Here is a 19,774-nt window from a genome sequence, read left to right as displayed (position 1 = left end):
ACGACAAAAGGGCATACGGAAAAGCTTAGAGATCATCAAGAATAGCCAAGGCATCCGCCAGCTTTTTCGCGCTATAGACGCGCATTCCCTCAATCGGCTTTTTCGGTGCGTTACCCGCAGGGACAATTGCCCGCTTGAAGCCATGTTTGGCCGCTTCTGAAATACGTTCCTGACCGCTGGGCACCGGGCGAATCTCCCCCGCCAGTCCGACTTCGCCAAAGATGACCAAATCCTGGGGCAATGGTCGATCGCGCAGGCTGGAGACCATCGACAGCATCAGCGCCAGGTCGGCACTGGTTTCCGTGACTTTCACGCCGCCGACCACGTTAACGAACACATCCTGATCCGCCATTTGCAATCCACCATGGCGGTGCAATACCGCCAGCAGAATCGCCAGGCGGTTCTGCTCAAGCCCGACGGCAACCCGGCGTGGATTGCCCATCATCGAATGATCCACCAGCGCCTGAATCTCGACCAGCAAAGGACGCGTGCCTTCCCACAACACCATGACCGAACTGCCAGAGGTGACTTCTTCGCCGCGCGACAGGAAAATAGCGGAGGGATTACTCACCTCACGCATGCCCTGCTCTGTCATGGCAAAAACACCCAGTTCATTCACCGCGCCAAAGCGGTTCTTGTGGCTGCGCAGCGTACGAAAACGGGAATCGGCATCGCCATCCAGCAGTACCGAACAGTCGATACAGTGCTCAAGCACCTTCGGCCCGGCCAGCGAACCATCTTTGGTCACATGGCCCACCATGATAATTGCCACGCCGCGGGTTTTCGCAAAACGCGTCAGATAAGCAGCGGTTTCGCGTACCTGTGCCACACTGCCGGGTGAAGACTGGATATCCGCCATGTGCATCACCTGGATGGAGTCGATGACCATGATTTGCGGCTCTTCCTGCTCAGCGATCAGGCAGATCTGCTCAATGCTGGTTTCCGACAGCATATTCAGATTGTCAGTGGGCAACCCCAGACGATGGGCGCGCATCGCCACCTGCTGTAATGACTCTTCACCGGTGACGTACAGGGTTTTCATACTCTGCGCTAAGCGGCACATGACCTGCAGCAACAGGGTGGATTTACCGGCGCCGGGGTTACCGCCAATCAGAATAGCGCTGCCCGGCACCAAGCCGCCGCCCAGTACGCGGTCAAATTCTTTGAAGCTGGTTGAGAAACGGGGCAAGGCTTCCAGACTGATTTCCGACAGCTTTTGCACCCGGCTGGTTCCGGCATGGCCCGCATAGCCGCTGAGCCGCTCATTACGCGCAGCCGCTGGCGAGGCGGCAATGCGCACCTCGGTGATGGTGTTCCAGGCGTGACAGGCGCTACATTGCCCCTGCCAACGCGGATAATCTGCGCCGCACTCGTTACAAACAAATGCGCGTTTTGCCGCTTTGGCCAAATCAACTCCTCAGTTAACGCTCTTCGTGAATCAGGCTGCCGGTCAGGATGCAAAACACCCCCATCAAATCGGCATGGCGAATCGTGACGGCCGTTTGCTCATTGACCTTTGGTTTGGCATGGTAAGCAATGCCCAGCGCAGAGGCTTTAATCATCGGCAAATCATTCGCCCCGTCACCCACGGCGACGGTTTGTTCTGGCGCAATGTCGAACCGCTTTGCCAGCTTTTTTAACGTCTCGGCTTTGTACTGCGCGTCCACGATCTGGCCCAGCACTTCACCGGTGAGTTTGCCGTCACGGATTTCCAGTTCGTTAGCCGCAACAGCCGACAGGTGCAGCTTATCGCGCAGGAACTCCGCAAAATAGGTAAACCCGCCGGAGGCAATCGCCACCTGCCAGCCCAGCGCCTGCAATTTTTTAGTCAGCGTGGTTAAGCCTGGCATTAACGGCAGTGCATCGCGCACCTGCTTCAGAATATTGGCATCGGCATCTTTAAGCGCCGCCACGCGCTGACGCAGGCTGGCGGTAAAATCCAGCTCGCCGCGCATCGCCCGTTCGGTGACTTCAGCCACTTGCTCGCCGCAGCCGGCCAGCCTGGCAATCTCGTCGATACATTCGATTTGAATCGCGGTGGAATCCATGTCCATGACCAGCAGGCCAGGCGTTTTCAGATGCGGGATTTTCCCCAGCGGGGCGACATCCAGCGTCAGTTCGTGTGCCAGTTTGCTGGCAAACGGCGTCAGGGAACCCGCCAGGCGAATCACCTGGTAGTCGTCCACGTTCCAGGCGCTGACGATAACCATCGCCGCTCCCAGCCGGTGCTGGTAGTCGGTCAGGCGCTGTTTATCCAGACCACGACCATAGAGTAACCAGCCGGTACGACCCGCGCGGTAGTCCAGCGGCATGACTTCGTCACCGCTTAATGAAAGGGGCAACCCCGGCCAGAGAGAGACATCAGCAGGCAGATCGCACCAGGTAAGATGATTTGACATCAGGGCTCCTGTAGGAACAACAAAACCACGCAAGAGGCTACCTTGTCTGCGCTGCTTCTGGCAACATAATATCCAGGCTTTCTGTTGTGACGTGACTCGGATAATTAATGGCTAAAACCGCACTGAAATTTCGCCTACATCGCACGGTGATCGTTTTGATTTCGCTGGCGCTGTTGGTGGTGCTTATGCAAGGCGCATCCTGGTTTAGCCTTGGGCATCAAATGGCCCGTTCTGAACAGGCCGAGGAGCTGGCACAAACCCTTACCCGCCAGGTGGCATTCAGCCTGAAACCCCTCATGGATAACAGCGAAGATAATCGTGGTCAGATCGAGGCCATTCTTAATCAGATGACCGCGAATAGCCGCATTCTTGATGCCTCAGTCTATGCCGGTGACGGCAGCCTGGTGGCGCACAGCGGTGAAAACATCAATGTGCGCGATCGGCTGGCGCTGGATGGCAAACGGGCGGGAAGCTACTTCAATCATCAAATCGTTCAACCCCTGAGCGGCAGCAGCGGCCCGACGGGTTTTCTGCGTATCACCCTGGATACCCACGTGTTGGTCACTGAATCGCGTCAGGTGGATAACACCACCAATATTCTGCGCCTGATGATGCTACTGGCGCTGGCGATTGGCATTATCCTGAGCCGTACCTTGCTGCGCGATCGCCGCACGCGCTGGCAGCAGTCCCCGTTCCTGCTCACGGCCAGTACGCCCGTGAAAGAGGATGATGAAGAGGACGAGAAAAAGGACGACGCGGCGAAGCCATCTGCCTGATAGCGCGTGAATATGAACGAAAGGCCCGTATCACGGGCCTTTCGCAGACGACATTCGCTGGGTGTGACAGGTGACATTCAGGCTTTTAACAGGGCTTCCAGCTCTGTTAATGAGGTTACCCGCCAGTCAGGTTTAATCGGTTCCGGCAGTGGGCGCGTACCGTGATCGATCCAACAGGTTTTCAGTCCCGCATTCATACCGCCCAGGATATCGGATTCTGGCGTATCGCCGACCATCAATACCCTATTGCGCTGGGGATTTCCCATCTGCGTGAGCGCATAATCAAAGATTCTGGCATCGGGCTTAGGCACGCCCACCTCTTCTGAAACCACCAAAGCGGAAAAGTAGTCGAGAAAACCGGTGCGTTCCAGGCGACGCTGCTGCAGGGCGGTAAAGCCATTGGTGATGATGCCCATTTTGACGCGGCCGTGTAGCAGCTTCATCAGGCTGACTGCGCCTTCCAGCGGCATACAGATTTCAGCCATCGCCGACAGAAAACCGTTATTCAGGATGTCAGGCGCCACGCTGAGCTTTTGTCCCCAGCTCACAAAGCGGCGGGTTTGCAGCTCCTGCGCCGATAACTGACCATTCTGATAATCAACCCATAACGGCTTGTTTACTGCCTGGTAATCGAGGTAATCCTGGTCGGTAAACGGCACATCGTACCCGGCAAACAGCCGTTGTAAGCCAGCATAAGCGTCAAAGTGGAACAGTGTGTCATCCGCATCAAACAGAATGCAATCCCAGTGATCTAACATCAAAACTCCTCAGAAACGACTACAGCGTCAGCGCCATGATCAGTGCATCTTCACGGCCACCGGCGGTGGGATAATAGTTGGGACGGCGGCTGACCTGATTGAAATCCAGCTGTTCGTACAGCGCGATGGCCGGAGCATTGGACGCACGCACCTCCAGCCACAGCGTCATCACATCGCGTGCAATCAGTTGCTCGATTACATGCTCCAGCAGCGCCCGCCCAAAGCCACGCCGTTGATACGCCGGGTCGACAGCGATATTAAACAGCGAGGCTTCGTCCAGCACCACCTGGGTGATGGCGAAGGCGGCCATCTGGTTATCGACATCTAACCGTAGGTTCAGGAAACGTTCGCCCTGGTTACTGGCAAAGGTCTCTTCGCGCCAGGGAAAGGCGTGGCTACGGCATTCGATAGCAAAAGCGTCGGGAATAGCGTCAGGCGTGAGGAAAGAAATGGCTGTCATGATCACACATTTGTTGCCAGAGCGCGCGCCGGGCGGCACCGCTGCTGAGAAGTTCATTAAAAGAAGCGCTGGATAACGCCACGCCATTAAAGGGTTGTTCGCTTTCCACGCCCAGTAACCAGCCCGCACAGCCCAGGGTTTCTGGTAGCATTTGCAGCTGGTCGGGCGTGACGGTCATCACCTGAGTCGGTTTCAGACTGAGCGTGTGCAGGACATCGCGCAGGAAAGGTTCCTGCAAACCTGGTGGGTTCTCCGCCACAATAATCAGCTGCGTATCGGGTAAAAGCCTTACGGCGATCTCGCCCTGGAGCACGCGCGGGCGGCGCAGTTGATACTGCGTAATCCCCATTTGCTGTAAAAGCCAGTCGCGCCTGGACGTCATGATATACCTGCTCTGCTCGCTGAATGCGACGCTATGCTAGCAAACCCATCGAACATGCGCCAACAAACCACTATAATCTCCGCTCAGATCTTACAGGAGCCCTACATGTCTGCTTTTACCCCGGCCAGCGAAGTCATTCTGCGCCACAGTGATGAATTTACCGCCCGCCACGTTTTATTTGCTGGCGATCTGCAGGATGACCTGCCCGCACAGCTGGAGACCGCCTCTTCACGCGTGCACACTCAGCAATATCATCACTGGCAAAACCTGAGCCGCCGCATGGGGGAACAGGCGCGTTATGGACTGGTCGCTCAGGCAGAAGATGTTCAGGGCTGCGATACGCTGGTGTACTTCTGGACCAAGAATAAACCGGAAGTGCAGTTTCAGTTACAAAACCTGTTGTCGTTGCTGCCGGTTGGCTGCGATATCTTTATTGTCGGTGAAAACCGCAGCGGCGTACGCAGTGCGGAAGGCATGCTGGAGACGTGGGCTACCCTGGAGAAAATCGACAGCGCACGCCGCTGTGGTCTTTACCATGGCCGTATGGATAAGCAACCTACCTTTGATGCCACGGCCTTTGGTAACAGCTATCAGTTGGATGGCCTGACGGTGCATACCTTACCCGGCGTTTTCAGCCGCGATGGCCTGGATGCCGGCAGCGCCTTACTGCTTTCAACATTCACGCCGCATACCAAAGGCAAAGTGTTGGATATCGGCTGCGGTGCTGGCGTGCTGGCCGCCTCATTACCGGCCCGCTCACCCAAAGTGCGCTTGTGGTTGTGTGATGTTCATGCCGCCGCCATCGAAGCGAGTAAAGCCACGCTGGCTACCAATGGTCTGGAAGGTGACGTGTTTGCCAGTAACGTTTTTTCCGACGTCACCGGGCGTTTTGACATGATTATCTCCAACCCGCCGTTCCATGAAGGCACACAGACCAGCCTGGATGCCGCACAAACCCTGATCCGTGGCGCCGTTAAGCACCTGAACAGCGGAGGTGAATTGCGCATTGTCGCTAACGCCTTCCTGCCTTATCCCCAGGTGCTGGATGAAGCCTTTGGCAATCATGAAGTGCTGGCGCAAACCGGCCGCTTCAAAGTTTATCGTGCGGTTTACGGACGCGGTGCCAAAACCCGTTAATCCCTTTTTTCTGCCTTTTTCGCCCTTTTTGCCTCTCGCCAGGCTGAAAACGTTGCTTTTTGCAGCGATCGTTTCCGTCTGGCGAAATATGTGTTGACGCATTGAGTAAAATCTCTAAAATGCGCCTCCGTGGTTGTAATACGGTAACGTGTTGCGGGTATGCGAAGGTGGCGGAATTGGTAGACGCGCTAGCTTCAGGTGTTAGTGTCCTAACGGACGTGAGGGTTCAAGTCCCTCTCTTCGCACCAAAATCACAAATTTCATATCGCGAGCACTGCGCGAAGGTGGCGGAATTGGTAGACGCGCTAGCTTCAGGTGTTAGTGTCTTAACGGACGTGAGGGTTCAAGTCCCTCTCTTCGCACCATTGCGGTGATATGAAAAGACAACGCGATGCGAAGGTGGCGGAATTGGTAGACGCGCTAGCTTCAGGTGTTAGTGTCTTAACGGACGTGAGGGTTCAAGTCCCTCTCTTCGCACCAACGTTGTCCTCTCCACCGCTGTTTCCACCTTGTTTCTCCCCCCTGCATCATCGTTTTAAAATCCCAACTACAGACCAGTAAATTTTACACCTATCGCCGCGAGTCCACCTGCCAGCGCCAGACAGGAAGGCAGCAAGACATAGTGCCGCATGCGCTGATTAAACAGCATGAACAATGTCAGCAGCAATGCGAGCAGCATCACGCCCCGCCACTGCTCAAAGCTGGGCTGCCAGAATGTTATTGCCGGTATTGCTGCACATGCCAGCATGCTTCCCCATGCACTATCCAGTTTTAAACCGCCCATCGCCTTCCCCCTTGCCCGTCAGTGAACCGTCTCTGCCAGTGGTTGATATGATAACCATTCCCATTAGCATATGATAATCATTCTCAACTTTCAGCTTGTTTTTTTACAGGCAGGCAGGAAGATGACAGTTAAACAAGAAAATGCTAAATTGCGACCGACTACATTCTTTATAACATCAATATAACGTCTGTCGACCGGCCGAAATCATGCGCCGGTTTTTGCTTTGTTATTTCAGGGCTGTCACGAGTATGAATAATGAAAATAGAATCTTATGATGAATTGAAACACAGCAAATACCGCCTGTCGCTGATGCTCTTTTTGTTTTTAAACGCATCCGTTTCGCTATTTTGTCTGCTCCCTTTGGCGGAAAACAGTGAATCACAGGCCACGTTACCGGTGATGATAGTGGCGTTCTTTAGCATAACGATGCTGAGCACCTGTTTAATAAAAACTAAACTAAAATTACCCCTGCTAAATCCCGTTGCGCTCATCTTAGGGGGGTTGTGGGCATGGCATATTCAGGATCGCTATCATTCTGTTTTATTTAATGATGGATTTTTTTTGATTGTCAGTTTGCTGTGCGTTTTCTTTATCAGCGCCATTGCACTCAGTGATTATTTGGTGGCGTTCTGCCTGCACATTACGCCGTCAATGCTAACCGTGCTGTTGCTGGACCACGGACAGCATTTGCCATTGATTTTATTGACTATTGCCCTGCCGTTGATTGGCTTTTCACTGCAGCATCTGATGCGCCGCCGCTCTGAAGATTTTACGCTGCGCTTAATGTATCAACTGTATGAAGAAAAAGAGTCGTTTAGCGATCTCAGTATGCTCGATCCTTTAACTGGCTTATATAACCGGCGTGGGCTAAAGAATCGCCTTGATAACATTCTGGATAATCATGCCGGCAGTCATTATGTCTTGCTGCTGGATATCGACCATTTTAAGGCTTACAACGATAATTATGGTCATGCCATGGGTGACCAGGCGCTGGCTCGGGTTTCCGTTGCCATTCGTGATGCCGTACGCTCACGCGATGTGGTAACACGCTACGGCGGTGAGGAGTTTTTAGTATTAATGACCAATGTTAACGCCTCCATCGCCATGAAGCTGGCTGAACGCATCCGCCAATATGTGGTGAACCTGGAAATACCGCATTTGTTTAATGAACGTGTTTCTACCCACGTCACCATTAGTGCCGGTATTGCGCCCATTTACGATAATGAATTTGACCAGGCGGTAGCGAATGCGGACCGTGCATTATACGTGGCGAAAAATCAGGGACGAAATACCATTCTGGCCTGGGAAGATCTTCCCGGCATCGCCAGCACCACGGCAACTGAAGTCATATAAAAGGCGCGCCGGATAGCGATGTTATCCGGCGTCCACTCCCGATAATACGCTGAAAAAAAACGCACCCGCCTTTTCCCCTCACCCTGTTTTTCCCCCGCGGTCTCCTGACTTTCATCGCCGCTATGCATTCTGTTACCTATTATTTCGCTATCTCGTTTACACCCTTGCAGGCTTGTGGCAATTTTTACGCCTTCAATTAGCATGGAGATAAAAATGAGCCTGGAGTCTGTACGCCAGTTTTTTGCCGAGCGTGCGCCGGAAATCGACATCATTGAGATGCCCTACAGTACGGCAACGGTAGAAATGGCGGCTCGCGTTCACGGTGTGACACCGGGACAAATTGCCAAAACCCTGTCACTTAAGGTGAAGAATGAGGTGATCCTGGTGGTAACCCGTGGCGATGCGCGGTTAGATAACCGCAAACTAAAAGCGGTTCTGGGTGCCAAAGCGCGGATGTTAAGCGTGGACGAAGTGATTAACTGGACCGGGCATCCCGTCGGCGGGGTTTGTCCCTTTGGCCTGGAAAACCCGGTGACCGTTTATTGTGATATCTCGTTAAAAAGCTTTGATGAAGTCTTGCCCGCAGCCGGTGCGGTTCACAGTGCCGTACGCATTTCGCCGCAGCTGATGGCTGAACTCACTGCGGCAAAATGGGTGGACGTCTGTGAAACGCATTAATGCGGCTGCTTTGCCGTAACGCCGGAAATTTTTATTCCGCGCGTTTCGCGACCAAAGGCGACAAACACGCAAATCAGCACCGCCACGGTTCCCGCCACAATCGCCATGCCAAGCCCATAATTGCCGCCGTGGGCTTCAGCAATACGCGACTGCAGCGTGGCGTTGACTGATGCAATAAGATTGCCCAACTGATATACAAAGCCGGGCAATACCGCTCTTGCATTCCCCGGCACCAGTTCGTTCAGGTAAGTCGGTATCACGCCCCATGCGCCCTGTACCATAAACTGCATCAAAAACGCGCCAAGCCCGATGGTCCAGGAGCCAGTGGAAAACGCCCATAGCGGCAGCACCGGCAGCGTCAGCAACGCCGCAATAATAATGGCTTTTTTGCGACCAATGCGTTCTGACAGCGTGCCAAAGAAGATGCCGCCCAGCATGGCTGCGATGTTATAGCTGATCGCGATGATACTCACGGTGTGGGCATCAAACTGGTGCTGTACTTTCAGGAAGGTCGGATAAAGGTCCTGCGTGCCGTGGCTGAAGAAGTTAAAACAGGCCATCAACAGCACCATGTAGATGCATATTTTCCAGTGCTGACGCAGTATCGGCATCAACGCACTGCTCTCTTTGCGCTCACGCGCCGCCAGCCAGACGGGCGATTCAGGCACTTTGAAATAGATAAAAGGTAACAGCAGAATGGGAATGGCACCGATGAGAAACATGCCGCGCCAGCCCACCGCATTAAAGAATAAGCCAAAGACGACAGACGCCAGCAGATAACCACAGGGATAACCCGCCTGGAAAAGGCCCGACATCAGGCCGCGAGAACGGTCGGGAATGGTTTCCATCGCCAGCGATGACGCCACGCCCCAAATCCCCCCCATGGCAATACCATAGAAAATGCGAAACGCCAGAAACGCGCCGAAGGTGGGTGACCAGGCGGACAGCAGTTCGAACAGGGAGAAAAAGACAATATTCAGCATCAAAATGGGCTTGCGACCATATTTCTCCGCCATCCGCCCAAACAGCAGCGCGCCAATCGGGCGTACCGCCAGCGTCAGCATAATGGCGACAGACACATCGGTGACGGAATTATGGAAGTACTGAGCCAGATTACTCAGTACAAACACCAGAATAAAAAAATCGAAAGCGTCCAGCGTCCAACTGGCAAAACAGGCGAAAGCCACATTGCGCTGGGTCGATGTCCAGTCAAGCATAGAAGTCTCCTCTCTGAGACACTCTGGCGCATCGTCCATAACGTTCCTGGTCGCTGTCGGAGAGTGATGTAATTGTTAATCAAATGTATACATCATGTTTATGGGGAGAGCGTACCGCGCAATTGTCAGGCAGTGGATCAGGCTGTAAGAAAGCATGTCTGACGAGGGAGAGAACAGGAACAGGAACAGGAACAGAAAGAGGACAGGCGACGTATCGCCTGTGGGTTAGCCGGGGAGTTGGTTAAAGGCGTGCTCAATGATTGACAGCAGGAGCGCATTGTCAACGCTGTGCAGAACGTGCACCCGCGCGCCGCTGTCAGGTGGAATCCCGACGTCCAGCCGCAGGGGCTGACGGTAGCGCCAGGTTTTACCGCGCGTGGCGCCCGGACGAAGCTCAATATCGACGCGGTAATCCGTTCCCCATGCCACGCGCTGGTTAAGCAGCCAGGCAACAACCAGCGCATCATGAATCCAGCATCCGGCCAGGTGGCGAGTCTGCATCGAATACGCGATCCAGGGCTGCAACGTGTCATGCACAAAGCGCGGCAGCGGATGATCCCGACGGGTGATGCGTGTCAGATCGTCCTGCGTCAGCAGGGTTTGCGTGGTGACATCCATCGGCACCAGGGTAATGGCTGCACCACTGTGCAATACCTGATGTGCAGCGTCGGGATCGATGCCAAAATTAGTGTCTTTAATGTAATCTTCCAGGGCAAAAACACCGCCCATAATCACGATCTCTGCCACGGATTCCGCCATGGCGGGAAAACGCTGCATCGCCAACGCCACATTGGTCAGGGGACCAATCGCAATCAGGGTAAACTCGCCGGGGTTATCACAGATGAGTTGCCCCATCGCCTGCGCGGCATCCATTGCATCCGCCTGTAGCGCCGCAGGCTGAGGTACGTCCTGCCATAATGACATCAGGCCAAGCTGTTCAACCCGTTTGTCCAGCACCTCACGCCAGGGAGCAGGATCTTCATGCAATGCCTGACGGGCACCCTGCACCACAGGAATCGCCGATCCCAACCGCGCGACCAAATCTTTGGCGACGCGAGCACCCACTTCGCTCGGTGTATTCCCTGCAACGGTGGTGATTAACTCTAACGACAGCCCTGGTGAGGCTAATGCCAGAGAAAGTGCCAGGCCGTCATCCGTATTCGCCCCGGCAATCCCATTCCCCGGATCACAATCAATAATCAGTCTTTTCATTATTTGGTTTATAAACTCTGGCCTGATGGCCGACAGCCACAAGATTCACCAATTTCAAGATGGTGCGGAAACGCTTCGATGCGCGCCTCGCCATTCCACTCTTTCAACATATGGATAGCGCAGCGGGCCATATCTTTTACCGGCTGGCGCACCGTCGTTAAGGCCGGGACATGGTAGGCAGACTGTCCTGTGCCGTTAAAACAGACCAGCGCCACGTCCTCCGGCACGCGAATGCCATGCTGACTAAAAGCACGGATACAGCCAATAGCCTGGCCTTCATTGCTGGCAAACAGCGCGCGGGGAACCTGTTGGTGATGGATCATGCGTAGCGCGGCCTGATAACCGCCCTCACGGGTATAAGTCGCAGGGAAAATCCGTGACTCATCAACCGGCAGATCGTGTGCCTGCATCGCGTCACGCCAGCCCTGAATACGATCCTGAGCATTAAGCATATCCAGCGGTCCGCTAATCATGCCGACCTGCTGATAACCATGGCTCAGTAAATGTGAGCACACCTGAAAAGCCGCTTGTCGCTCATCAACCCGCAGCATGCTGACGCCCGGCTGGGCTTCAACCCGATCGAGCATTACCAGCGGTGTCCCGCTGGCTTTGATGATATCGATGAAAGGATGGCGATCGACGCTGTTATAAAACAGGCCGTCAACCTGGCGGTTCAGCAGCCCCTGAATCAGCTCCAGTTCCCGCTTGCGATCGTCGCCTGCATCGCCAAGCAACATCACGTGACCGTGATTCAGCGACTCCTGCAGCAACATATGCGCCATGGACGCGACAAAGGGGTTACTGATGTTCGGCACCACCAGACCAAAGGTTTTGGTGTTGCCTGACGCCAGGGCACGGGCGGCGGCATTGGGGCGATAGCCGGTCTGTTCAATCGCGGCCAGCACGCGCTGTCGGGTTGCGTCCGCCACAGGGCGCGGCCCGTTATTAATGACGTAGCTCACTACCGCGACCGATGTCCCGGCGGCTTTTGCAACGTCGCTGCGCGTCACAGTGGTTTTTATCTGTTTCGCCACTTCGCCCTCCTCATCTATTGCCGCCTGCTGTGTAACATCATTTTTTTCAGATGGCGTCCTCTGGCAGATTCAGATCGCGCCCGCGCGTTTCCGGTGCCACAAAGGTGGTCAGGAAACCAATGGAAGCCATCACCGAGAAATAGATCGCGATGGACCACCAGTGCCCGGTGTACGAAAGCATCGCTGCCGCCACTAAGGGTGCGGTGCCGCCAGAAATAATTGAGCCCAGCTCTTTCGCGACCGCCATCTTGGTATAACGGTGATTCACCCCGAACAGCTCTACGCCCCATGCCGCCTGTACGCCAAAGATGCCCAGTGAAGCCAGCGCCATGCCCACCACGATAACCGGGATGACAATCGCCGGCTCTCGGGTGTCCAGCAGCGTAAAGGCAGGCCAGGCATAGATCATCAGTAGCAGGCAAAATACCCGATAAACGATCCGGCGGCCAAAGCGATCTGACAGCCAGCCGGCCAGCGGAATAATCAGGAAGCCGAGCAGTGAGGCAATAAACACCGCCGTCGTGGGCACGGATTTATCGACCATCAAGACCTTAGCGACATACCCGACGATAAAACCCTGCGCCAGATAAGAGGGGCCGTTTTCGCCAATACGCAAGCCGACCATAGTCCAGAACGCGCGGGTTCGCTGAAAGAAGGGCCGTGTATCCACGCCAGGCTGCTGTGCGGCGATAACCTCAGCGCGCTCAACAGCCCATTCCGCTTTCTTGCGCTCGAACACGGGAGTTTCACGCAGGTTACGGCGAATCCACAGCGCCACCAGGGCGATCACGGCGCTGCTCAGGAACGGAATACGCCATCCCCATTCCAGCAGGCTTTGTTTGTCCATCTGCACCACCAGCAACCACACCAGCGAAGCCAGCAGCGTACCGCTGTTAGAGCCGAGTGCAATCACCGAAGACACCAGACCACGACGCTTAACCGGGGCATATTCCCCCAGCATAACAGTACCGCCGGAGAGTTCTGCGCCTGCGCCAAACCCCTGACTGAAGCGTAGCAAAACCAGACAGGCAGGCGCCCAGATACCAATGGAAGCATAGCTGGGAATCAAGCCGATTAAGGTTGTGGACGCCCCCATCAGAATAATGGTGGTCACCATGACGACTTTGCGGCCTTTACGATCGCCGAGCCAGCCAAAAAATAAGGCACCAATGGGGCGGGCAATAAAGCCAACTGACCAGGTCGCAAAACTGGCCAGCAGCGCCATAGTCGGCGTTTGTTCAGGAAAGAAAACGTCACCAAAGATAATGCCAGCGGCCAGGCCATAGAGTGCGAAATCCGCATACTCCATTGCCGTTCCTAACCAGCAAGAAACCGTCGCGCGCCAGAAGTCTTTGCGGCCGGCTGAGGTGTTAAACCGCTCATCTGCGGCGGAGGTAGAAGGCTGTGATGCCTGCTGCGTAACGGAATGCTGTGCCGTCATAAACGCTGTCCCTTGAAAATATGCAGTTCGATAAATGCCATTCCGAGAGACGGTTCCCTGACTACAAGCAGAACGCCCCGGTGGCGACATTCAGTTGGCTAACCATGATGAAAGGAAAGTTAAAGATTCCCTGGTGTTGGAATCCGCAGTATCGCGAGCTTCGCCGCTGTATATTTCAGCGGTCGTATAAATCTGGCGAATGTAACTTGTTCCTCGATCGGCCTACCGTGCATCGAGCACCGAGAGCAATCACTGGAAGCTAGTGTATCTACGCGCGTAGATAAATCAATAGCCATTCGGAAAATTTGTTAGATTTTCTTTAGTATCAAGTTTCGCTAATATACCGTTTTCAACGCAAAATCAGGTGGTTAATCACGACCTGACGCACAGAAAAACAGCATAAAAAGGTACCAGGTTCACTTTTCTTTTAACATTAAGCCAAACTGGCTGTCAGAATCTTTCATCGCCTGCTGTTGTCGCACATCGGTATGACTGGCAGATGACAACAGACACAACGATTGCCACAGAATCCAACCTCAGCTATACCTGACTGGCGCGTAAACTGGAGAAAGCCGTTAAACCATTATGACCATTATCCTGATGCGGCACGGTAAACCTGACCACCCTTTTGCCCGACGCTTAAGCGCACAGGGGCTGGCGGACTGGTGCGAAGCCTATGATCTTTCGCTGGTTAGCGACGGGCCGCCGGATCGCAGCATCAACATCGCCAGCAAAGCGGCGGTTGTCGTCTGCAGTCCTTTACCTCGCGCCCACTCTTCGCTGGAGCGCCTGGGGCTGCGCCCTCATCACGTTGATGCGCTGTTCAGTGAAGTCGGCATTCCTTTACTGCGGGCGGACCGCCTCCAGTTGCCGACCTTTGTCTGGCAGGCCATCCTGCGCGCCATGTGGTTTTGTGGCTATGCGGGTGAAACCGAGTCGCTACAGCATGCGCGCGCCCGCGCCTCACGTGCCGCAGACAGGTTGATCGTCCTGTCGCAGCAGGGCACCGTTCTGCTGCTGGGCCACGGCATTATGAATAAAATGATTGCCCGCGAACTGCGCAAACGCGGCTGGCAGGCAGAGAAACACGCCAGCAGCCGACACTGGAGCTCGGCCATTTACCATCGCCCTTTTATCTAGCCGATTTGAAAGTAACTCAGCGTTTCATAGCCCGCGCCCACATCAGTGGTCGCTATGACCGTCTTCTGCGCCAGGTCAATGACACTCAGTGTCTGGTTATCAGCATGGGTAATCAGTAACCGTTTCTTATCCGGGCTGAAACAGCCATCCAGCGGCTGACGAGTCAGGGCTACCTGCCCCACAGGATTCAGCAACTCATCAAAAAGCGTCACGATCGGCTCCTGATGCCCGATTGCCATCAAATAGTCACCATCCGGGCTAAAGCGAACCTTCTGGCAGGGCTGCTGATGGCCGGGAAGCGCCAGCCGTTGGCGGATGCGATGGCTTTGACGATCGACCACGTAAAGCAGCGGCACATCGGCTGCGCTGGCGATGAGATAAGGATGTTTGGGGGATGCAGTAAGACCCGAAACCGGGCCGGGCATCAGGATGGTATCAATTACCCGCCCTTCCGCCTCACATAAGTCCACCACGGTTATGGTGGCGTCCTGCTCATTGTCGGTAAACAGTTTGCGCCCGCTGGGAGAAAGCGTCAGGCGGTGAGTATTATCAAGCGGAACAGGAATGGTCTTTTCAACACGATGCGTTTGCGGATCGATGACCACCACCGCCGTAGGATTTTCACAGCAAAGGTACACTTTGCCGTCGCGCCCCAACTGACCACTGTGCGGCGCTTTTGACGGCGACAGGTCGATATACGCGTTGATCGCCCGCTGCCGTAAATCAATCACCGCCACTTTATGGCCCGGATGCGGCAATTCTCCGCCCATATCGTCGCCGTACAGGGGAAGAAAAGCTTTCTCCCAGGGAGCCAGCATCAGCAGCTCGTGCAGGCGCGTGGGAATAACCTCCACGGCCTGACTCACCGCAAAGGTATCGGGATCAAGAAACAGCGCACGTCTGGTTTGTCTGTCAATCGCCAGTAATCCTCGAGATTCAAACGGCATGTCATCTCCTTTTTATCTGTATAGCTAAAGCGTAGACAATGACTGTCAGGCTGCGCGCATCGGCAAATTGGTTAACTGTGCTGAATGGTTGTTTTCATCTCGATTCAGCATTCTGTTTCTTATCCGTCCACTGTTTATCCGTTTTATGACAAAAAAATTAAGGACGATGTTCTCCGTCGATTTTGCCATAGCGGAATAAAACATTAGCGTGAATAAATATTTATTTTTATGTCAGGCTGACGCTTATTTCCGTTTTATCCTAAAGTTCTTATCAGGAATAGCGGATTGTTGAATTATGTTCTATTAAATAAAGAGGTCGCGGCCGCTCACGTCCGTGCGTGTCACCCCTCGCGGCCCGCCACCGTAGTACCACCAGGAAAAGACAATAAAAACGGTGCAGCACAGTGTGATGTCTGTGTTGATCTCAGTTTATATACGGGTTAGCAGCTAACCCTTTATTTGCCGACTGGCGAAAACACAATAATCAAAATAACAGGTGAAACATGAATTCACACCGCCGTTCCTTGCATCACCTCTGGCGTCAATGGGAAAAACTTGCTTTCACCAGCCGCATGCTATGGACGATGAGACAACATCGGGCCGTGAGTGCGCCCGAATACGATCCGGCACTGGAACAGGACGTGGTGCTGATGTCCGTGCCAAAGGCGCTGCCTGCCATTGCCAAACAAGTGTGGATGTACTGGCCCGGCGACCGCGTGCCTGCCTCCGTGGCGCTTAACGTCAGTAACATTCGCCGCGATAATCCGGATCATGAAATCCATCTGCTCACGCCTCAGAGTCTGGGACAATGGCTGCCGGATCTGCAGTTCGTTTCTTCCGATCTTACGCAGGACCTGAAAAGCGACATCATCCGGCTGGAGCTGTTGTTACGCTATGGCGGCATCAGCATCGATTGTAATACTCTGCTGTTTGACGATCTCACCTGGGTCCATCAGGCGCAAAGTGACCGCCCGATGGATGTGGTCGGTTATTATCGCCAGCAGTGCACCGATAATCCGCTCAGGCCGGTGATTGAAACCGGTTTTATTGCGGCTCCCGCCCAAAATCCTTTTATCCGGGAATGGTTGAAACAGCTGGCGCCGGTAAAATATGTCGGAAGACAAAACTACCTGCTGGAGCTGATGAAGCGCAGTGACTTCCCTGCTTTACGACAAAATTTACGTCAGCCGGGTGAAGAACTGCTGGCGCTGGCCCATCAGTTAGCAATGGATGAGCATCGCCGTGTGAATACGCTGCTACGTAAAGCGGAAGCCAGCGCCGGGTATTACCAAAGCGTGCACGCCGGCAACAGCACGGCATGTGTGCGTTGCGTCTTATTCCAGCAGCGCCCGCTTACGCCGCCACCGGTCATCAGGCTGAGCGACAGCGATCGCGCGCACCTCGATTTCAACCTGCGGCTTCGGTTTTACAATCGGGCCAGCCTGGTCGGGGAAGCCCTGCACAGCAGCCTGTCCTCACCGGCCAGGCTCTCTGCCCCACTGGAACAACGCGCCTGATCCGTCCAGAGCCTGGCCAGTTTCATCCGAAATCGCCAGGCTCGCCAGCTCTTCGGCACAGCCTGCTTGCCTGCAATGTGAATCCGCTACCAAATCCGCGCAGAGAGGTTGCAGCCAGATGACAGCCACTATAGATTGAGCCAAAAATCCATGAAAATGTCCCCTTTGAGAAGAGACATGTTCATTTCATAAGAGGATTTGACGTTGTCCGAATTCGTGTCAGTTATACTTTTTCTGACCGCGATTGCTGTTTATTCCTGTAAAGCAGGCCGAAACAGAATCTGGTTTTACCTCACATTATTCTTACTGATGCTGTTTGTGGTGCTCAATGCCACGCTGTTTGCCAGCAATTATTTTACCGGCGATGGCATTACCGACGCGGTGGTTTATACCTTAACTAACAGCCTGACCGGTGCCGGCCTGAGTAAATACGTCGTGCCTGCTATTAGTCTTATCACCGTCCTGTTTTTGCTGTTTTGCGCCTTATCATGGCTGCTGCGCCGCCGCGAGCGGCCCTTTCATTTTGGCTGGAGCCTACTGGCTTTCGCCTGTGCCGCCGGCGCGATACAAACAACCCCGGCTTTTCAGCAGGTCAGCTCACTCATTACCTCGCACTCACTGCGCGAAAACTCTGACTTTGGCACCCTTTATAAGGTGCCCAAAAAACGCATTGAACAGCCTGCGCTGAACGTCGTTTATATTTACGCTGAAAGCCTGGAGCGGACCTACTTCGACCAGATTGCCTTTCCCGGGCTGGCCCCCGAGCTGAGCCGGGAGAAAGAGCAAAGCATCGATTTCAGCCAGACTGAGCAACTTCCCGGAACCGATTACACGATTGCGGGCATGGTGGCATCAATGTGCGGTATTCCTCTTTTTGCCCCTTTCGACGGCAACGCTTCCGCCTCCCTTTCCAGCTTTTATCCACAAAACGTTTGCCTGGGGGATATTTTAAAAAACTCCGGTTATGAAAACTGGTTTATCCAGGGCGCGGACCTGCGCTTTGCGGGTAAAGATGTCTTTTTGCGCTCTCACGGTTTTGACCCCGCACATATGTATGGATCGCAGGAGCTCAAAGACAAGGTCAGCGATCCGGCTTATCGAAATAACTGGGGTTATTACGACGATACCGTGCTGGATGAGGTGTTTGAAACTTATGAGGCACTTTCACGTCAGCAGACACGTTTTGCCCTGTTTACGCTCACGGTGGATACCCATCATCCCGATGGATTTATTTCCCGGAGTTGCCAGCGCAAAAGTTACAGCTATGCGGGCAAGCCAAACCAGTCGTTCAGTGCGGTGTCCTGCTCGCAGGAACATATCGCCCGATTAATCGCCCGCATTAAAGCGTCGCCTTGGTTTAAAAACACCGTGATTGTGGTGGCGTCGGATCATCTGGCCATGAATAACACGGCGCATCCGTTCCTGATCACGCATCCCCGTCACGATCTGTTCATGGTGATTCGCGGTGACCAGCCACAGGCAGAGGTGATTGATATGAAGCGCAGTACGCTGGATAACGGCGCGACGCTGCTGGATATCCTGGGCGGCGATAATGCGATAGGTTTGGGACGCAGCAGCCTGTCAGCGGTGTCGCTATCAAGCCAGTTTGAGGATATGAAAACCAAAGTGCTGAGCTGGAAAGCCAATATCATTCAGCTGTGGAATTTCCCCAAAAAGATCGACAGCGTTACCCTTGACCAGACCAACAATATGTTCAGCTTTTCCGGCACCAGCTTTACGTTACCCATCCTGTTGCGCGTCACGGATAAGCATGTGGAGCCACTGCCGGAAGGCGAATATTCAGCGCCTTTACGCTACCAGTTGGCCGACTTTGCGGCGGCAGAAAAGTTTGTCTGGGTCGATCGCTGTTTTAAAATTGCGCGTATCTGGCAACCGGCGCTTGCCCTGTCCGACGACTGGTGCCTGGCGATGGGCCAGCTCGCGGGGCATCCTTCCGTCACGCGCATCGATAAACCCCAGTGGAAAGGCAAGGTGCAGTTCCCGGCAGATAGCCTGAACGATGCCAGTTATCAGCATGCTGTGGCGCAGCTTCGCCTCGAAGACAATGCGATTCGTTATCACGCCGACAGCTTTCTGTTCGCGCTTCCCGGCGCACCGGAAAGCGTGAAGCAGTTCAGCGGCATTTCCCGTCCAGAGTCCTGGGGACGCTGGTCAAATGCCAACCTCGCCCCGGCGGTGACGATTGAGTTCGTTAACCCCTTGCCCGCTAAATTCGATCTGGTGATAACCGCTCGCGCCTATGGTCCGAATGCGCACAGGCCAACAACCGTTCGCGTGGGTGATACGCAGCAACGGTTAACGCTGGGTGAGCAGACGTCAACCCAGACGCTGCGTTTTGATAATGCCCACGGCAGCTCTCGGTTAACCCTTGTTCCGCCGGAACCGCAGCTCAGCAATCTTAACAATATCCCCGGTCAGGACCCGCGTAAACTTGGCATCGGTCTGGTCGAGTTAAAGGTTGTGCCCGTTCCCTGATGCTTCTCCACCACAGCCGTTAACCACAGCAGTGAGCGCCAGC

At 54.4% G+C, this 19,774-nt stretch carries 18 protein-coding genes and 3 tRNA genes; 10 read left to right on the top strand and 11 right to left on the bottom strand.

The features are described from left to right. Positions 1 to 25 precede the first annotated feature (25 nt). Together radA and serB are read right to left on the bottom strand one after the other, a co-directional pair. Positions 26 to 1,408 (bottom strand): DNA repair protein RadA, encoded by a 1,383-nt coding sequence (gene radA / locus FBY13_RS04175; protein ID WP_145393570.1) that lies wholly within the window; start codon positions 1,406 to 1,408, stop codon positions 26 to 28. 13 nt (positions 1,409 to 1,421) lie between these two features. After that, positions 1,422 to 2,399, bottom strand: coding sequence for a phosphoserine phosphatase (gene serB / locus FBY13_RS04170; RefSeq protein WP_063878311.1), 978 nt, complete (start codon positions 2,397 to 2,399; stop codon positions 1,422 to 1,424). Between the two features lie 107 nt (positions 2,400 to 2,506). On the opposite strand from serB, the gene FBY13_RS04165 reads away from it, so the two are divergent. Then, positions 2,507 to 3,175 (top strand): YtjB family periplasmic protein, encoded by a 669-nt coding sequence (locus tag FBY13_RS04165; protein WP_145393569.1) that lies wholly within the window; start codon positions 2,507 to 2,509, stop codon positions 3,173 to 3,175. 77 nt (positions 3,176 to 3,252) lie between these two features. Here FBY13_RS04165 and yjjG read toward each other — a convergent pair whose 3' ends face one another. The 3 genes from yjjG to FBY13_RS04150 are packed head-to-tail and all read right to left on the bottom strand — an operon-like array spanning position 3,253 to position 4,775. Then, a complete protein-coding gene (yjjG, locus tag FBY13_RS04160) occupies positions 3,253 to 3,933 on the bottom strand; it encodes a pyrimidine 5'-nucleotidase (protein WP_145393568.1) in 681 nt (226 codons plus the stop codon). 19 nt (positions 3,934 to 3,952) lie between these two features. Continuing rightward, complete coding sequence (gene rimI, locus FBY13_RS04155; RefSeq protein ID WP_063878308.1) at positions 3,953 to 4,393, bottom strand: ribosomal protein S18-alanine N-acetyltransferase; 441 nt, start codon at positions 4,391 to 4,393, stop codon at positions 3,953 to 3,955. Then, on the bottom strand, positions 4,365 to 4,775 hold the full coding sequence (locus FBY13_RS04150) for a DNA polymerase III subunit psi (protein ID WP_109716596.1): 411 nt from the start codon (positions 4,773 to 4,775) through the stop codon (positions 4,365 to 4,367). Before FBY13_RS04150 ends, rimI begins: the two co-directional genes overlap by 29 nt. A gap of 105 nt (positions 4,776 to 4,880) precedes the next feature. Here FBY13_RS04150 and rsmC point away from each other — a divergent pair, with 105 nt between their 5' ends. From rsmC to FBY13_RS04130, 4 genes are all read left to right on the top strand, one after another. Next, positions 4,881 to 5,912, top strand: a complete 1,032-nt coding sequence (rsmC, locus tag FBY13_RS04145) for a 16S rRNA (guanine(1207)-N(2))-methyltransferase RsmC (protein WP_145393567.1) — start codon at positions 4,881 to 4,883, stop codon at positions 5,910 to 5,912. A 161-nt stretch (positions 5,913 to 6,073) separates the two neighbouring features. Beyond that, a tRNA-Leu gene (locus FBY13_RS04140) sits at positions 6,074 to 6,160 on the top strand. A 30-nt stretch (positions 6,161 to 6,190) separates the two neighbouring features. Beyond that, positions 6,191 to 6,277: transfer RNA gene (locus tag FBY13_RS04135), tRNA-Leu, on the top strand. A gap of 28 nt (positions 6,278 to 6,305) precedes the next feature. Beyond that, positions 6,306 to 6,392, top strand: a tRNA-Leu gene (locus FBY13_RS04130). Positions 6,393 to 6,459: 67 nt separating this feature from the next. Here the strand turns inward: FBY13_RS04130 and FBY13_RS04125 are convergent. After that, positions 6,460 to 6,696: a DUF1435 family protein gene (locus tag FBY13_RS04125; RefSeq protein WP_063878305.1), complete on the bottom strand. Its 237-nt coding sequence runs from the start codon at positions 6,694 to 6,696 to the stop codon at positions 6,460 to 6,462. Positions 6,697 to 6,951: 255 nt separating this feature from the next. On the opposite strand from FBY13_RS04125, the gene FBY13_RS04120 reads away from it, so the two are divergent. Continuing rightward, positions 6,952 to 8,049 (top strand): diguanylate cyclase, encoded by a 1,098-nt coding sequence (locus tag FBY13_RS04120; protein WP_145393566.1) that lies wholly within the window; start codon positions 6,952 to 6,954, stop codon positions 8,047 to 8,049. 213 nt (positions 8,050 to 8,262) lie between these two features. Beyond that, positions 8,263 to 8,727 carry a YbaK/EbsC family protein gene (locus FBY13_RS04115; protein ID WP_063878303.1) on the top strand — a complete coding sequence of 155 codons (465 nt, stop codon included), beginning with the start codon at positions 8,263 to 8,265 and terminating at the stop codon, positions 8,725 to 8,727. Here FBY13_RS04115 and FBY13_RS04110 read toward each other — a convergent pair. From FBY13_RS04110 to FBY13_RS04095, 4 genes are all read right to left on the bottom strand, one after another. Continuing rightward, positions 8,724 to 9,944, bottom strand: coding sequence for an MFS transporter (locus FBY13_RS04110; protein ID WP_063878302.1), 1,221 nt, complete (start codon positions 9,942 to 9,944; stop codon positions 8,724 to 8,726). The genes FBY13_RS04115 and FBY13_RS04110 overlap by 4 nt on opposite strands. Before the next feature lie 225 nt (positions 9,945 to 10,169). Beyond that, positions 10,170 to 11,156 (bottom strand): nucleoside hydrolase, encoded by a 987-nt coding sequence (locus FBY13_RS04105; RefSeq protein WP_145393565.1) that lies wholly within the window; start codon positions 11,154 to 11,156, stop codon positions 10,170 to 10,172. Positions 11,157 to 11,164: 8 nt separating this feature from the next. Continuing rightward, entirely contained in the window at positions 11,165 to 12,190 is a 1,026-nt protein-coding gene (locus FBY13_RS04100; RefSeq protein ID WP_063878300.1) for a LacI family DNA-binding transcriptional regulator, read from the bottom strand. A gap of 46 nt (positions 12,191 to 12,236) precedes the next feature. After that, a complete protein-coding gene (locus tag FBY13_RS04095) occupies positions 12,237 to 13,631 on the bottom strand; it encodes an MFS transporter (RefSeq protein WP_145393564.1) in 1,395 nt (464 codons plus the stop codon). 585 nt (positions 13,632 to 14,216) lie between these two features. On the opposite strand from FBY13_RS04095, the gene FBY13_RS04090 reads away from it, so the two are divergent. Further along, positions 14,217 to 14,771, top strand: coding sequence for a histidine phosphatase family protein (locus FBY13_RS04090; RefSeq protein ID WP_096011369.1), 555 nt, complete (start codon positions 14,217 to 14,219; stop codon positions 14,769 to 14,771). Here FBY13_RS04090 and FBY13_RS04085 read toward each other — a convergent pair. Then, entirely contained in the window at positions 14,768 to 15,718 is a 951-nt protein-coding gene (locus FBY13_RS04085; protein ID WP_096011368.1) for a hypothetical protein, read from the bottom strand. The two genes, FBY13_RS04090 and FBY13_RS04085, sit on opposite strands and share 4 nt — an antisense overlap. 503 nt (positions 15,719 to 16,221) lie before the next feature. On the opposite strand from FBY13_RS04085, the gene FBY13_RS04080 reads away from it, so the two are divergent. Continuing rightward, positions 16,222 to 17,235, top strand: a complete 1,014-nt coding sequence (locus FBY13_RS04080) for a glycosyltransferase family 32 protein (RefSeq protein ID WP_109716601.1) — start codon at positions 16,222 to 16,224, stop codon at positions 17,233 to 17,235. 204 nt (positions 17,236 to 17,439) lie between these two features. Further along, positions 17,440 to 19,731: a phosphatidylglycerol--membrane-oligosaccharide glycerophosphotransferase gene (gene opgB / locus FBY13_RS04075; RefSeq protein ID WP_145393563.1), complete on the top strand. Its 2,292-nt coding sequence runs from the start codon at positions 17,440 to 17,442 to the stop codon at positions 19,729 to 19,731. Positions 19,732 to 19,774: the final 43 nt, after the last annotated feature.

It is taken from the genome of Pantoea sp. SJZ147 (assembly GCF_007828605.1).
In the GTDB taxonomy this organism is placed as follows: Bacteria; Pseudomonadota; Gammaproteobacteria; order Enterobacterales; family Enterobacteriaceae; genus Pantoea; species Pantoea allii.
Note: the sequence above shows the minus strand (reverse complement) of the source record. Positions and strands in the feature narration are given on the sequence as shown.